10 protein-coding genes are annotated in these 14,856 nt (G+C 68.5%); 3 read left to right on the forward strand and 7 right to left on the reverse strand.

Annotation, left to right across the window (positions count from 1 at the left end):
* From BCD49_RS35125 to BCD49_RS35155, 7 genes are all read right to left on the reverse strand, one after another.
* On the reverse strand, positions 1 to 556 hold a 556-nt coding region (locus tag BCD49_RS35125; protein ID WP_083401885.1), incomplete at its 3' end, for an IS6 family transposase.
* Between the two features lie 993 nt (positions 557 to 1,549).
* Positions 1,550 to 2,839: an ABC transporter substrate-binding protein gene (locus tag BCD49_RS35130; protein WP_232794034.1), complete on the reverse strand. Its 1,290-nt coding sequence runs from the start codon at positions 2,837 to 2,839 to the stop codon at positions 1,550 to 1,552.
* Between the two features lie 288 nt (positions 2,840 to 3,127).
* Positions 3,128 to 3,982 (reverse strand): ABC transporter ATP-binding protein, encoded by an 855-nt coding sequence (locus BCD49_RS35135; protein ID WP_007507538.1) that lies wholly within the window; start codon positions 3,980 to 3,982, stop codon positions 3,128 to 3,130.
* Positions 3,979 to 4,749, reverse strand: coding sequence for an ABC transporter ATP-binding protein (locus BCD49_RS35140; protein ID WP_007507537.1), 771 nt, complete (start codon positions 4,747 to 4,749; stop codon positions 3,979 to 3,981). The genes BCD49_RS35135 and BCD49_RS35140 overlap by 4 nt, the downstream gene beginning before the upstream one ends.
* Positions 4,746 to 6,962 carry an ABC transporter permease gene (locus BCD49_RS35145; RefSeq protein WP_007507535.1) on the reverse strand — a complete coding sequence of 739 codons (2,217 nt, stop codon included), beginning with the start codon at positions 6,960 to 6,962 and terminating at the stop codon, positions 4,746 to 4,748. Before BCD49_RS35145 ends, BCD49_RS35140 begins: the two co-directional genes overlap by 4 nt.
* A 288-nt stretch (positions 6,963 to 7,250) precedes the next feature.
* Positions 7,251 to 7,928, reverse strand: coding sequence for a TetR/AcrR family transcriptional regulator (locus BCD49_RS35150; protein ID WP_241832457.1), 678 nt, complete (start codon positions 7,926 to 7,928; stop codon positions 7,251 to 7,253).
* A 152-nt stretch (positions 7,929 to 8,080) separates the two neighbouring features.
* On the reverse strand, positions 8,081 to 9,295 hold the full coding sequence (locus BCD49_RS35155; protein ID WP_035927796.1) for a cytochrome P450: 1,215 nt from the start codon (positions 9,293 to 9,295) through the stop codon (positions 8,081 to 8,083).
* Positions 9,296 to 10,122: 827 nt separating this feature from the next.
* Between BCD49_RS35155 and BCD49_RS35160 the strand changes: the two genes are divergently transcribed.
* From BCD49_RS35160 to BCD49_RS35170, 3 genes are all read left to right on the forward strand, one after another.
* Positions 10,123 to 11,247, forward strand: coding sequence for an aminoglycoside phosphotransferase family protein (locus BCD49_RS35160; protein WP_007507528.1), 1,125 nt, complete (start codon positions 10,123 to 10,125; stop codon positions 11,245 to 11,247).
* 550 nt (positions 11,248 to 11,797) lie between these two features.
* Positions 11,798 to 12,916, forward strand: a complete 1,119-nt coding sequence (locus BCD49_RS35165) for an ABC transporter substrate-binding protein (RefSeq protein WP_241832458.1) — start codon at positions 11,798 to 11,800, stop codon at positions 12,914 to 12,916.
* Positions 12,917 to 13,737: 821 nt separating this feature from the next.
* Entirely contained in the window at positions 13,738 to 14,787 is a 1,050-nt protein-coding gene (locus BCD49_RS35170) for a C40 family peptidase (RefSeq protein WP_007507525.1), read from the forward strand.
* The last annotated feature ends 69 nt before the right edge of the window (positions 14,788 to 14,856 follow it).

Below are 14,856 nucleotides of genomic sequence, written 5' to 3' on the forward strand. Positions count from 1 at the left end.
GCCGGGCTTTCAACCGGCCGTGGTCGGCCTCGATCGGGTTGTTCGCGTAGCGGGCGTCCACGTGGTGAGCAGCAGGCAGTTGCTCGTCGAGGACGCGTGGGTAGGCCGGGGCCCGGTCGGTGGTCACCTCCACCGGGCGACGACCATGCGACAACGTGGCGGTGAAGAACCGACGCGCCGCGGCCAGGTCCCGATTCTCGGAGGCGAGTACGTCGATGACCTGCCCGTACTGGTCGATCGCTCGGTACAGGTAGCGCCACCGGCCCGCGATCTTGACATATGTCTCGTCCGTGAACCACCTGTCGCCCGGGCTGTGGCGACAGGGCCGGGCGGCGTCGATCAGCAGCGGGGTGAACCGGCGGACCCACCTGTACACGGTCACGTGATCAACGTCGACGCCGYGTTCGGCGAGCAACTCCTCGATGTCCCGGTACGACAACGCGAACCGCAGATACCAGCGAACTCCCAGAACGATCACCTCCGGTGGGAACCGGAAGCCGGCGAACTCCGAGGCCGAGACCGGGACCGGCGGATGAGGACGGCGGTGCGCCATCATCCGATCATGCCTGGCCGCCGGGACGGACCACAGCGTCCACCGACGCAACAGTGCGCGGTCAGTAGTAACCGGTCGGCAGCGTCTCCCATGAACGCCTCAAATGATCGTTTCTCATCCGCGCGCACCCTCGGCTCCGATCGGCTGGGGTCCTCGTCCACCTCGCCGGGCAACGGCCATTCCGCTGGCCGGCCTCGTTCACGGTTCCAAACGCGCCTGGCCCGCCCCGCTATGCGCCGACATCCGCCTGTCCGGCTCCTGGCGACCAAACGAGATCGACGGACCGGCTTCAGTGAGACGCCTAGGGATGCGGCCCCAGGGCTGCCCTGGTCAGAGCCTTGATCACGGGCCAGGTCTGCTTAGACGGGGCAGTCGAACGGATCCGACGCACCCATACGGCCTTGCACGACCTGCTCGCCGCTGGCCACACCGAGCGGGCGATCGCCCGCCAACTGCGGATGGGACGCCGCACCGTCCGCAAGTTCGCCCAGGCCGCCCGATCCGATTCAGCGCCGCCTACCGAATCTCCGACGGGACGCTGATCAGCGCCGACGCGCTGGCTGACCCCTCTACCTGATCTTCGTTCGGGTGTGTGGCTGGCTGACGCTGCTCGGTCGTTCATCGGCGTCCAAAGGACATCGAGTTGCTCGTCCTTCGGCACGTGGTCGCAGTGCCGCGACGCGCCCAGCCCAAGCCGCGGTGGAACTGGGCGGACCAGACCATGATCAACGCGCCGACGGAGCGCGTTGTCCATCTTCGACAAATGACCAGCCCGGGTTGCCCTAACCCGGACAGTCTATTGGTGTGTTGAAATTGACAACACGACCATCCCGCTAATCAAGCGGCATTGGGTTCGAGTCCCTCGTCGGCTTGATCAATATGACCTGACCGAAGAACGGATGGAGCAGACGCACGGCCACAGCCGCAACGGTGACCTGATGGCTCGTCCCCAGGGCCGGCGGTCCAGCCCCGGGGACGATGGTCAGCGGCTGTCGACTACTTGAAGTCGGTGAACGTGGGCTCGGACCAGGTTGGTTTTGCGGTGACCGGCCAGCAGATGAAGGGCTTGGACCTGCTACCGGCGACGGGTTCGAACGCGCCGTTGTGGACCTTGACGGCGGAGATGCACTTCTGCTTGTAGCCGTGGGTCACCGGGTCGCCCTCGGTCGGGGATTCGTGTTGGCGGGTCCAGTCGATCGGGTTGATGATCCCGTCAGCGCTGTAGGCGGTCATCTTGTTGGTGGCGGCGATGACGGAGGCACGGGAGAACGATGAGCCCGCGGCCTTGATGCCCTGGTAGGCGAGGTCGGCGTCGATCCAGCCGATCATGGCGTTCTCGGTCACGTCGGCCTCGGTCTTGCCCATCCAGGTGATGAAGTCCTTCAGCCCGGAGGTACCCGGGTCGGCCTCGAACGGCCGGAAGGTGGACAGGACGTAGTCGCCCTCGAACAGGCTGCCGGCGTCCGCGACGAACTTCTGGTCGTAGGTGTTCTGGTGGGCCATCGGAACCGCGCCCATGCCCTGGCGTTCCATTTCCTGGGCGAAGGTCTTCATGCTGTTGAGGTCGACGCAGCCGATGACGAGCTGGACTCCGGCCCTTTTCATGGCGGTGACCTCGGGGCCGACGCCGTTCGGTAGGCCGAACGGGAGGCTGTCGTTGAGATAGACGACCTTCTGCCCGAACTGGCCGCCGTACTGGTCGATGGACTTGACCACTCCGTTCGCGCAGTTCTTGGAGACCGCGGAGACCCCCAGCCCGAGCGCCGCGATCTTGGTGGCACCGGCGAGCTTGGCCAGATAGGTCCAGTACACCTGGGTGCACTCGATGCAGAAGGCGCCGGAGCTGGCGAAGATCGAGTCGTTGCCGGCCATCTCGGTGCTGTTGGCGGGGAGTGCGTAGAGGGGGATCTTGGCGGCGGCGAGGGTCTTGAACCCGCTGCCGACGACCGGTGCCGCGAACGTGGCGAAAGTGTCGTTCGAGGAGGTGATCTGCAGCGCGCCCTGCTGGTTGCTACCCAGCTGATCGTCGATCGTCCTCGAGACCACCAGTTTGCGGCCGTCGAGGCCACCTTCGCTGTTGCGGTAGGCGAAGTAGGCGTTGACCCCGGACAGGAAACAGTCCAGGAGGCAGGTTCCCAGCGGGTTGTTGGACTTGGTCCCGAGCATCGCGAAGCGGATCTCGTCGTCGGTGACGCCGGGTCCGGTGGGTTTGCCCTGCGCCGCGGCGGAGTCGTTCGCGGCCGACGTGCCCGAGTTTCCGCCCGCCGAGTTCGAACAGGCCGTCACGGCGAGTGCGAGTGCGACCAGGAGAACCGTCAGCCGGCCCAGCCTACGGCCAGTATGGCCTCCACGCGGACCGCCTCCAGCCGCGTCGCGCTGCCTGATGCCAGATTTTCTCACGTATTTCTTCCTCCTCAGAAGTGCGAATTCTTCCCTGTTCGGCATCGCGAACGCCGATCCCGCTCCCGCCCCGACGGGTCCTGCCGAGTGGAGACGCTCGGAGCCGACCAGGCACAGCCCGCGGACGGACAGGCGTGGGGCCTGCGCGTTGGTCAGCGATGCCGGCTCGGCGCCCTAGGCACCGACGGCGAACGCCTGGGCCACGCGCTGGGTGGCGTCGTCGCTGTTGCCGGCCCAGACGACGTGTCCGTGGTCGAGCACGGCGACCCGGTCGGCAAGCCGCAGCGCGTGGCTGACGTGCTGCTCGACGAGGAGCAGCGCGACCCCGTCGGCCCGGAGGCGGGTGAGGCTGTCGTAGAGCTCGCCCACGATCTTCGGCGCCAGGCCGAGGGAGAGCTCGTCGGCGACGAGGACCTTGGGTTTCTCGACCAGGACGCGTGCCATCGAGAGCATGCGCTGCTCGCCGCCGGAGAGGCTGCCGGCGAGCTGCTTGCGGCGCTGGCCGAGGACGGGAAAGAGCTCATAGGAATGCTCGAGRCCGCCGCGGACCCCGCCTCGGCCGAGGACCCGCCGGAAGGACAGCGTGAGGTTCTCCTGGACGCTGAGCGTGCCGAAGACGGAGCGCCCCTCGGGCGCGTGCGCGATTCCCGCTCGCGCGAACCGGAAAGTCGGTTTGCCGGTCAGGTCGGCGCCGTCGACGCGGACCGTGCCGTGGCCGGGTGGGAGCAGGCCGGATGCCACTCGGGCGATGGTGGTCTTGCCCGCGCCGTTGGAGCCGACGAGGGCCAGCGCCTCGCCCTTCGCCAGGCTGAGGGAGACGCCGAACAGGGCGCGGAACGGTCCGTAGGCGGCGTGGACGTTGTCGAGTTCGAGAACGGGCGCCGAGCCGCCGTTCCTGCCGCCGCCGACCGCGTCGCCGCTGGCCGTCTCGCCGGCGGTGACCGCGTACTCGTCCGCGGTCCGTCTTTCGTCGGGGGTCGCCGGGGTGGACATGGTGTCTTTTCCTGGTTCGGTCGTGGGACCGGTCATCGCGCCACCTCGAGGTCGCCGAGGTAGGCGGCGCGTACCCGGTCGCTGGTCATGATCTCGCGGGTGGGCCCTTCGGCGATGAGCCGGCCGAAGTCGAGGACGTAGGAGCGGGTGGTGAAGTCGGTGACCAGCTCCACGTCGTGTTCGACGAGCAGGATGGCGAAGCCCTGCTCGGCCTGGACGTCGCGCAGCGTGGAGGCCAGTGCGGCGACCTCGGGCCGGTCGAGGCCCGAGGAGGGCTCGTCCAGGAGCAGGAGCTTGGGCTCTGTCATGAGTGCCCTGCCGACCTCGACCAGGCGGCCCTGGCCCAGGGAGAGCCGTTCGATCGGCTCGTCGGCGAGGTCGGTGAGCCCGAGTAGCGCGAGAACCTCGTCGCAACGAGCAATCTCGTCCTTCGTGGGTCCGCCGAGGCCGAGGAGGTCTTTCCAGAGCCGTCCGTGGCCTTGCCGGACGCGTTCGGCGATGAACAGGTGGTCGCGCACCGTGCAGTCCCCGAACAGCTCGATGCGTTGGAAGGTCCGGCCCAGGCCCAGCCTCGCCCGTCGGAAGGCGGGCAGTCGGCTGACATCGCGCCCGGCGATCTCCACCGTGCCGCCGCCCGTCGGGATGACGCCCAGCAGGCAGTTGAAGAACGTCGTCTTCCCAGCGCCGTTCGGGCCGATGAGGCCGACCCGTTCCCCCGCCTCGATCTGCATGCTGACGTCGTGCAGCGCGGTGATGCCGGCGAACTTCTTCGTGATGCCGCGGGCGCACATGACGGGTGTCATCGAACCGGGTCCTCCTCTCGCGCCGACGCGGCGGCGGGCCCGGTCGGCGCGCCGACCGCCGTGGTCGCCCCGGCGGAGCGGTTCGCGGTGCCGTCCCGAGTCCCGTCCGCGGCGTCCTGGTTCGCCACGCCGGGGACGGCCGGCCGCGGCGAGGGTGGCAGGTCGTCGGCCGGAGCGCCTCGGAGGCGGGGGAACAGCCTGTCCGCGAACGACGGCCGGGCGTAGCCGCGTTCGACGAGGCCCTCGGGGTGACGGGCGAACTGGACGGCCGCCAGCCCGAACAGGACGAACACCCATTTGCCGGTGATCGGGAAAAGGCCCGGAAGCTTGTCCGAGCCGCCGATGATCCAGCCGAACAGGTCGCCCTTGAGGATGAGCTGGTCGAACAGCGAGAACGCGACGGCGGCGTTCAACGCGCCGGGAACGGTCCGCGCGCCGAGGGTCACGACGATCACCAGCCAGAACATGGCCGCGAACGGCGAGAAGTTGGTGTCGTAGTTCACCGACTCCTGCGACATCGCCAACAGCGCGCCACCCAGACCCGCGATGAACGCCGAGACCGCGAACGCGACCAGCCGGGCCCGGGGTGCCGAGATCCCGATGGCCCCGGCCGCGAGCTCGCTGCCCCGCAGTGCCGCGAGTGTCCGGCCGAAGGTGCCCGCGCGCAGCGCCGTCACGGCGAGCGCGACCACGACCAGCACGAGCGCCGCGAACACCAGGTAGCTCTTGTCGTTCGCCAGGTCCCAGGTGCCGATCAGCGGCCGTGGGACCGCGGTGCCGGTCATGATGGCGGCGTCGCCGCCGCCGATCCAGGACAGTTTCACGCCCACGGCGTCGAACGCGTAGGCGAACGCCATCGTCGCGATCGCCACCCAGATCCCGCCGAGCCGGCGGATCGGTAGCGCCAGCACCGCGGCGACCGCCGCCGCGACCGCCGCGCCCACCAACGAGGCCACGAGCACTGGCATGTTGTAGTGGGCCACCAGCTGGTACACGGTGAACGCGCCGATCGCGGCGAACGCGCCCTGGCACAGCGAGATCTGCCCCGCCATTCCGGTGATGACCGTGATCGACAGGAAGATCACCGACATGGCCACCGCCTGGGTCACCAGATAGACCCACAGCTGGTTGCCGACCGTCAGCACGACGACCGCGACCACCAGCAGCAACACGGCCGCGACGAGCCTGGTGACGAGCGTCGCCCTCGGGTCGCGGACCCGTCCGTGCACCGACGGCGGGGGTGGTTCGACTCCGGCCAGCGGGTCGGTGGACTCCCGCGCGCGGGCGATGCTCGGGACGAGCACGACCACGGCGAACAGCACGACGAACGGCACCGACGGCGTCAGGTTGTCCTGCACCGTCTTCAGCCAGGCATGATCGTCCGCCCAGCGTGGCAGGAACGTGTTCAGCAGCGCGATCCCGATGCCGAGGATGAAGGCGCCGGCCACCGTGCGCGGCAGGCTCACGAGCCTGCCCACGGCCGCCGCCGCGATCGCGACGACCATCAGGCTGAAGAAGTCGCCCGCGGCCAGGGTGTTGAACCGCGGCGCGATCAGCACCCCGGCCACGCCCGCGAACAGCGACGACAACGCCCACGCGAACGCTGAGATCCGGTCGGCCGCGATCCCGTTGAGCTCGGTCATCCGCGGGCTCTCGACGACCGCCCGCATCCGCAGCCCGAGGTCACCCCAGCGGAACAGCGTGCCGAGAGCGACCAGGGCCGCGAGCGCGACGCCCATGTCGACGAGCTCGTTGCGGCTGAACGCGTAGCTGCCGAACGGGTCGTAGAACACCCCGGCCCCGTCGGGCACGACGCCGACCGGCGTCGCCCCCGAACGCGGCGAGAACCCGAAGAGGATGTCGAACAGGTTCGGGATCGCCACCGCGAGCCCCACCGCGACGACGAGCTTCGCCACCGCCGGCGCCGTCCGCAGCGGGCGGAAGATGAGCCGCTCCAGCAGCAGCCCCAGCGCCGGCGCCAGGACGAACACCGACACGACGACCGCCGGGACCGTCGGCCAGCCCCAGTCGAGCCTGGCCTTGAAGTACATCGCGGCGGACACGTACGCCTGAGCACCGAACGCGAAGTTGAAGACCCCCGACGTCTTGTACGTCAGCACGAAGCCGAGAGCGACCAGGGCGTAGACGGCGCCCGGCGGTGTGCCCTGGAGGATCGCCTTGAAAAGATCTCCGCCTAGTGAGGAGCCAGCCATGCCGTGCCTTCCCGGTCAGCCGGCCGAGGTCTGGGAGCCAGACCACCCGTGGTGCGTGGTCGATGCGATGCCGGGCGGGAGCTCGCGCTGCTTCATGGAGGGGCATTCCTTATCGTCGGTGCGTGATTGATGACATCGGGTGACAGATGCCGAGCGGACCGATCCCGAGAGGCCGATTTCCGGCGCGCGGGCCGTGGGTGGAACGTCGCCGTCGCCGCTGCCTGCCTCGCATCGTGGCGACGGGCGGGGGTGATACACCACGCGGGATGTACCGCTCGAACGAACCGCCTAGCCCGTCGGAGTGGTGCGACTCCGGTTACGGCTGCTTCCTATGCCGCGCAGGCAGAAATCCCAGAGATGCTCGGTGATGGTCTCCACCGACTCCTCGTGTTCCGTGAACGCGTACTCGTGATAGGTGGCCATGACGATCCTGGCGACGAGGGCGGCATCCTGATCGATGTCGGTCGTCGCTATCAGTCCGGCATCGCGCGCCGCCCGCAGTTCGCGCGCGATGAGACTGGCGAAGGGCTGCGTCGCTCGCCTCAGGTCACCCGGATACTGGCGATGAAGGCGGGAGCGCTCGCTCGCGATGAACCGCGAGGCGGACGCCACCTCTCCGCCGGCGTCTATCAGGGATACCGTGTCCGTGACGTGCCGACGTAGTCGCTCCATGGGATCCGCGACGTCACGAGTGGCGTCCTCGAGGCGTCGGACCTGCTCGGTTATCAGGTCCTCGATGACGGCGATGAGCAGCTGGTCCTTGCCCGAGAAGTACCGGTAGAACGTCTGCAGCGCCATGCCTGCTTCTTTCGCGACCTCCTGCGTCGTGAACCGGCTGTCCTTGTCGACCACCAGCCGCTTCGCCGCCTCGACGAGAATCTTCATCTGTCGCAACGTGCGTGACCGCGAGCGCTGGACGAGTGGCGACTGATCGGCGGCGTGCTCGGTCCAGGACACGCCGGACACGCTATCGGTCGTCACGACGGTGACGGGATGGCGAGGGGGCCGTCCGCGCGGTCTCGGCCCGGCGGGTGCCGTAGATGGGCCGGGCGTCGAGATCGGAAGCGATGCAGCCGGGCTTCGGTACGATCCGGACCTCCAGGTGATCGGTAGTGGCGTCAGTCGAATACGACGGGAATCTCGGTGGCGCCACGCTCGTACATGCCGATGAAACGTGGGGGCTCGGCGTCCGGGTCGACTCTGAGGTTGGGTAACCGGTCGAGAAGGGCACCGATGGCGACGCGCATCTCGGCCCGGGCGACATGCATGCCGAGACAGACATGCTGCCCCCCGCCGAACGCGAACGACGGCCGCAGGGCGCGACCAACGTCGAACTCGTCCGGCCTGTCCCATCGGGCGGGGTCCCGGTTCGCCGCGCCCAGGCACAGATGGAGCACCGCACCTGCGGGCAGGTGCGTTCCGTAGAAGTCGACGTCCTGGGTGACGTGCCGGGAGAACATCGGGTCGGTAGGCATCCACCGCAGCGACTCCTCGATGGCCGGGCGTAGCAGCGTGCGGTCCGCCCTGACCGCGGCGAGCACCTCCGGTCGCTGCAGGAGCGCCGTGAGGGCGATACCCATCTGCTTCCACGTGGTGCCCGATCCGGCTGTGAGCAACAGCACCACGAAGGAGTGGATCTCCGCGTCGGTGAGTCGGTGGGCGATGCCATCCTCGTCCGTTAGCTCGGCCTGGACCAGGACGCTGATCAGGTCGTCCTGAGGCAGGCCGCGCCGGGCCGCCACAATGGGTTTGATCATCGCCACGAGGTCGTCGGCGCTGCGCAGGGCAGCGCGGACGTCCAGTGCCTGCTCGACCGGTACGCCGAAGCTGCCGGTGATGGTCAGGACGGGTATCGCCGCGCAGAAGTCGACGTTGAGCTCCGCTCGGCCGTCACCCACGAAGCCGTCGATCAGGAGATGGACGGTTTCTTCGATCCAATTGCGGATCCACCACTGAGCCTTGTTGGGGACGAACGAGGGCTGGACCAGCGCCCGGTACCTGCGGTGCTGGGCGCCACCCATCGTCAGCAGGCTGTTCTGCGCGTCGACCGGGCCGACGTTCGGATCTACTGGCTCGCTGGACGACGCGAACACCTCGGCATCCCGGAACGCTGCGTCACACGCCGCGTGGGTGAATGCCGAGAAGTGTGGCCGGTCGTCGAAGGGAAGGCCCTGGAAGAAGGCTGGCTGCTGGTGCCCCGTCAGCTCATGGACGACACCGGCGTGAACCGGAGCCTGCTCCCGCAGCCGGTGCCATACCGGGTAGGGATCGTCCTGATAGCTGCCGCCGAACAGGGCGTTGTAGCTGCTGCGCAGGTCGAAAAGCTCGCGCATGCGGTCCCGGTCCAGGGGGACGGCCGCGCTCACGCCGGACCCCGGCACATGGCGGTCGCGTGCCGCTGGATCGGTCCGTGCCCATCGCCGACGACGGCCACCTGGCGAGCAGCGCATGCTGCCTTCTCGGCGGGGGATGGGAGCAATACGAGACCGCCGCGCAGGGCATCTCTCAGGGGCTTGGCCGGGACTACGTCTGCTCTCCAGACGGCCAACGGTGGGCTCGCAACGGGCAAAAGTACCCGCTGCGCCGTGCCGACGACACTCACGCCGCCAACCGCGCCCACGTCTGCCTCCATCGAGAGCACCCTCCAGTGATCGTCGCGGCTCACTATAAGGTGAGGCGCAGTCGAAAACTAGAACATGACTCTCACCTCTGGAAGAGCTGTCTACCAGAAATTTTGGATCGTTGATGTGTGGGAAGCTGGAGGCCAACTCACTGGTGAGCGCAAGCCCGAGCCTGGCAGCTACGGACCCACATCGCGGTCCGGGCCGCCGTGCGATGTCGTGGGATGTGGTATCGACCCGGCGCGGGACGGCAGGGGAGCGGTAGTCGGGATGCGCCGTCTACCAGCAGAACTTCACAGACCTGCGACGGGTCTCGTTCACCGTTGTCCGGAACAGGCGGCGGGGCTTCCGCGCAAGTCCGTCACAGCCAACACCCAACCCTCCGCGATGGAAGAGAGAAGAATGTTGTTTGGGCCTATGGTGCTGCCGCCTCATCAGCCAACGGTTGTGTTGTTGCTGGGCGTGGGTGGGCTGACCGCTAACCACCTGGCGACGTCCGGCGGTGCGGTGTCGTCGTCCGGGAACCGCGAGGCCGTGCTGTGACCTTCGTCTCCGAGAATGACAACGCGGCCGTCGCTGGTGTGGTCGCCGGGCCGGGCATATGTGCTCCGCCGCGGGTGCCGGACAGCCTGGAAGAGCTGCTGACGCCGGCGTGGCTGACCGCGGCGCTCGGCCGGAGGTTCCCTGGCATCGAGGTCAGCGCCGTCACACCCGGCCCAGTGATCAGCCGAGTGGCGACGAACGCCAGGTTCACGATCGAGTGCGTTGGCGGTGTTCCGGCGGGGCTGTCGCCCAACCTCTGCGTCAAGGGCTACTTCACGGACGAGGGCCGTGGGGCCGCGGTGATCGGAGCCTTCGAGGCATCCTTCTACCGTGATGTGGCCGCCTCGGCGGGTGTGCGGACGCTGCGCGCCGTCTACGCCGACGTCGATCCCGTGACCGGCCACGGGGTCGTCATCACCGAGGACGTCGTCGCCGAGGGCGCGGTCTTCCTGGACGCCCGCAGCGACTACACCCCCGACCAGGCCGCCGAGAGCCTTGGCGAGCTCGCCCGGCTGCACGCGGCGGCCTGGGGCGACCCGGCACTCGCGAAGGCCGACTGGCTCGCCAGCCGCATGAGCATGTATCTGCTGGTCCGCGGCGTCCAGGAGATCCGGGACAACTTCGGCGGGCCGATCGGTGCCGGGGTGCCGGTCGAGGCGCGGGACGCCGAGCGGCTCGAGGCGGCCTACCGCGTGCTRGCCGGGCGGGTCGAGTCCGTGCGCCGATGGACGGTGATCCACGGCGATGCGCACGTCGGCAACGTCTTCCTCGACGGCGCCGGCCGGCCATCGTTCGTCGACTGGCAGACTGCACAGCGCGCGCCCTGGTACCTGGACGTCGGCTACCACATCGCGTCCGCACTGACCGTGGAGGACCGGCGCCGGACCGAGCGCGACCTGGTCGGTCACTACCTCGACCGGCTGCGCGCCGGCGGCGTCGACGTCCCGTCCTGGGACCACGCCTGGCTGGGCGTGCGTCGCGGCATGGTTCAGGGATTCTTCATGTGGGGCATTACCTTCAAGGTCGACCCCGCGATCACGAGCCTGCTCCTGACACGCATCGGAACCGCCGTCGCCGACAACGACGCCCTCACCGCCGTCGAGAACGACCAGGAGTGGTGACGACAACGGCAGGGCACAGCGCTGCCGGCATCGACCGTATGACCCGGCGTCCATAACCGGGCACCGTCCGCGGCTCGCGGAACCGGCGAAGGCTGGCCGGAGGAAAGTTGTCGAGCCGATGGTTCGTTGGGCGGCAGGCTCCTCGATCCGAGAATCGCGCTCTGGGTGTTTGCGATATCAGGCGGGCCTGCCCTGAGAATGTCACTATCGTCTTACCCTGTGCGTCATCTCGCTTGAGAGGCGATCGCCGATGTGGTTGATGGTGTCGAAACGCTGATGCCATCCACGCCGCCGGGATTCTCAGCCCGGCCGGCTTCAGATTGCCTCCTGCTGGTTCACCGACCGGTCCCCGGGGCCAAAAGACCTGCTTACCCGAGGGTCTGGTGGCTCTCATTTTCCCTGCCCTAAGGAGATGGAGTCCTTGTCTGCTCGCCTACGCCGGCACCAGGTGGCGGCGGTATTCGCCAGTATGGTCATCCCGCTCGCCGCGATCGGCTGTTCGGACAGCGGTCAGGCCGTAGGTGGAACTGGGGGGTGTAACAGCCCCGGCGTGACCCCCACCACGATCAAGGTGGGGCTGATCTACCCCGACAGCGGTCCCATCGCCGCGACGCTCGGACCCACGCGCGCGGGTGTCGAGGCCAGGGTCCGTCTGGCCAACGCCTCCGGTGGAGTGAACGGGCGTCAGATCGAACTGACGTGGAAGGACGACGGGGGAGATGCGCGGACCTTCGAGAACGCGGCCGGGGAGCTGGTGACAGGGGAGGGCGTCTTCGGTCTCATCGCCGAGACCCTCAACATCACGAACGTGGCCGACAGGCTGGACCAGCAGGGCATCCCGATCACGGGGCTGCCGGCGGAGGCGGCGTGGACCCAGCACCGGAACATGTTCACGCTCGCCGTCCTCCCGACCCCGACCTCCCCCATCACGACCTTCGGGGTGTTCGCGCACCAGCTCGGAGCCACCCGCGCCGTGGTGGTCACCGATCCGTCGTCACCGTCGGTCGTCCAGCTCAGCCAGTCGTATGCCGTCAGCCTGCGTTCTCAGGGCATCGAGGTGGTGGACACGATTCCCTTCACCGCCGGGGTCACGAACCCGGTCAGCGTGGCCGCGAAGATCCGGGCCGCCAGGGCGGATGCTCTTTTCGGCCCGCTGACACCCGACGACTTCGTGGCGGTCTACGACGAGGCCAAGAAGGCTGGCGTGACGATCAAGGTGGCGCTGAACGGCTCGGGTGACGGCCGCGAGATGCTTGCCAAGTACGGCACCGCGGCGACCGGTATCTCGCTGATGGYGAACCACACGCCGTTCAGCGTGGAGTCGGCCGCGATGGACAACTACCGGCGGGCCATGGTGGCGTTCGCGCCGGAGTCCTCCGAGGTCGAGAACGACATCACTCTGGTGGGGTATGTCACGGCGGACGAGTTCATCCGTGGCCTTGAACTCGCTGGGGACTGCCCAACGCGCCAGTCATTCATCACCAACCTGCGCGCGGAGAAGAACTACAATGCCGGCGGCCTGATACCCGACATCGACCTCAGCCGCTACAGCGAACCCACCCTCTGCTACATATTCGTCCGTGTCAACGAGGCCGGCACCGCGTTCGAGGTGGTGCCGAACACCGGAGCCCCTGATCCCACCCAGTGGTGCGGCACTCGGCAGAACTGACGCCGGCTGGGCCGGTGCCCGGTGATCTCAAGCCGGCGCACCGGCCATCGGCGTGTTCGGGACGCCCGCTGGTCCGCCAGCCGGACCGTCGCGTTGTGGCCGCGTCGAGCACCCGATGCGTCCGCAGTGCCTGGGTGACTAGTTTTCCCCATGACGTAGCTGCACCTGACGCCGGCTCTTTGGCCCCGAACTCCTTGGCTCACACGCCGCACGGAGATCCACATGCCCCGACCGCCGCCCGCCTGGCGGCCTTTCGGGCCTGGCCGCCACCACCGTCCCAGCGCGCTGATCGTGGACTGTCGGGGGCGCACCGCCGCCCCGTTCATCAACACTGTCACTCCCATGGACCTACAGACCGTCTTGGCGCGACTGCTTGTGGAGCCGACGGCTGACCCCGCCGGCCGCACAGGGTGGGCCGCATGTGCGGGTAGGTGCTCGGCCTTCCGCCGCGACCGCAAGAACGATGATCGATCGTAGCGGCGCTTCCGGTTGCATCCCTAGCCCGAGTGTCAGGCTGGCCGCCTATCGGCGCATCCACACAGAAAACTACGCTAAGTACCCATCTGCGGGGAACGGCCGGTTTGAGGTGACCCGCCCCTATCTACTACGCATCATAGTGGTCTAGGKTGACGTCGTCAGCAGCGCCGGGCCGCGCCAGTCCTGCCCCGAGTCCGAGATCTCGGACATCGCGGTCGGGCGGGAGCGGAGGCGAGCCCGCGGATCCGCCGGTGCTCGCCGTCCTCGAACTCCTAGAAACGGAACGGGAGCGGACGGGGGATCGGCGTGCCCGCCTCGATGGCGGACCTACGGAAGGATGTGCGTTGCCTGCTCCCTACAGTGACCGTCCGTCCGCGGACGAGGCCTGGTCCCAGCATGGTCATCGCCCCCGGCGGCCACCGGCCGAGACGGTCCGGCGTTCCACGGGCTGGGCGTTTCGCCTCACGCGGCGGCAGAACCGGGTAGCCGCGATCGCGGCCCTGACAACCAGCGGCCTCGCGGTCTCGACCGCCAGCTTTGCCGCGACGGTCACGACCACCGGCAGCGACATCGGTCCGGTCGACAGCGCTCCGGTCACCCAGGCGGCGATGTTCGGCGCCGGCGCCGGCGCTGGCGCCGCACCGGCCGCTGAGCGTGCTCCCGACTCGCTCGCGGCGGCGCTCGCCGACCCGATTCCCGACTTCACCACCACGACGATCGAGGCTGAGAAGTCCGCCATCGCCCCGAACGCGGAGGCTCGGTTCACGATCCACGTCCGCGACGCGACGACGGGAGCGCCTGTCGCGGGCGAGAACGTGAACGTCGTCGTCGTGGCTGGAACGCGCTGGTCCAGGAGTGCGACGCTGCGGACCGACGACGAGGGGATGGCGCGGATCGGCGCGCGGCTGCTGTCGACCACCACGGTCACGGCGGTCTTCGACGGCGGGGCCTCGCTGCGCCCGTCGGTGGCCGCCGCCGCCACGGTCACCGTCACCAGCCCCACCCCGACCCGCCCTACCGGTGTGGCCGCCATCCCGGGTAGCACGATCGGGGCGAAGGCGGTCTACCTGGCGTCCCTGCAAAGGGGGAAGCCGTATGTGTGGGGCGCGACGGGCCCGTACGCGTTCGACTGCTCCGGTTTCTCCCAATACGTTTACAAGCAGCTCGGTCGCTACCTGCCCCGGACCGCGCAGCAGCAGTTCGAGGCGACGCTGCGGGTGCCGCAGTCGGCCAAGCAGCCCGGGGACCTGCTGTTCTTCGGCTCTCCCGACAACATCACTCACATGGCCATCTACGCAGGAAACGGCTACATGTGGGCGGCGCCGCAGACCGGCGACGTCGTGAAGCTGGAGCCGATCTACACGTCCACGTACTGGGTCGGCCGCGTGCTGTAGATCTCTGTGACCGCCAGTCCTGGACGAGAACGGTGCATCACTGGTGCGGGCGTGACGCGTAATGGTCGC

Origin of the sequence: Pseudofrankia sp. EUN1h, assembly GCF_001854645.1 — a bacterium.
Lineage (GTDB): Bacteria > Actinomycetota > Actinomycetes > Frankiales > Frankiaceae > Pseudofrankia > Pseudofrankia saprophytica.

What these genes read in the sequence shown, in the direction of transcription:
- BCD49_RS35140 (WP_007507537.1), bottom strand. Translation starts at nt 4,749, where the DNA reads ATGACACCCGTCATGTGCGCCCGCGGCATCACGAAGAAGTTCGCCGGC.
- BCD49_RS35145 (WP_007507535.1), bottom strand. Translation starts at nt 6,962, where the DNA reads ATGGCTGGCTCCTCACTAGGCGGAGATCTTTTCAAGGCGATCCTCCAG.
- BCD49_RS35155 (WP_035927796.1), bottom strand. Translation starts at nt 9,295, where the DNA reads ATGCGCGAGCTTTTCGACCTGCGCAGCAGCTACAACGCCCTGTTCGGC.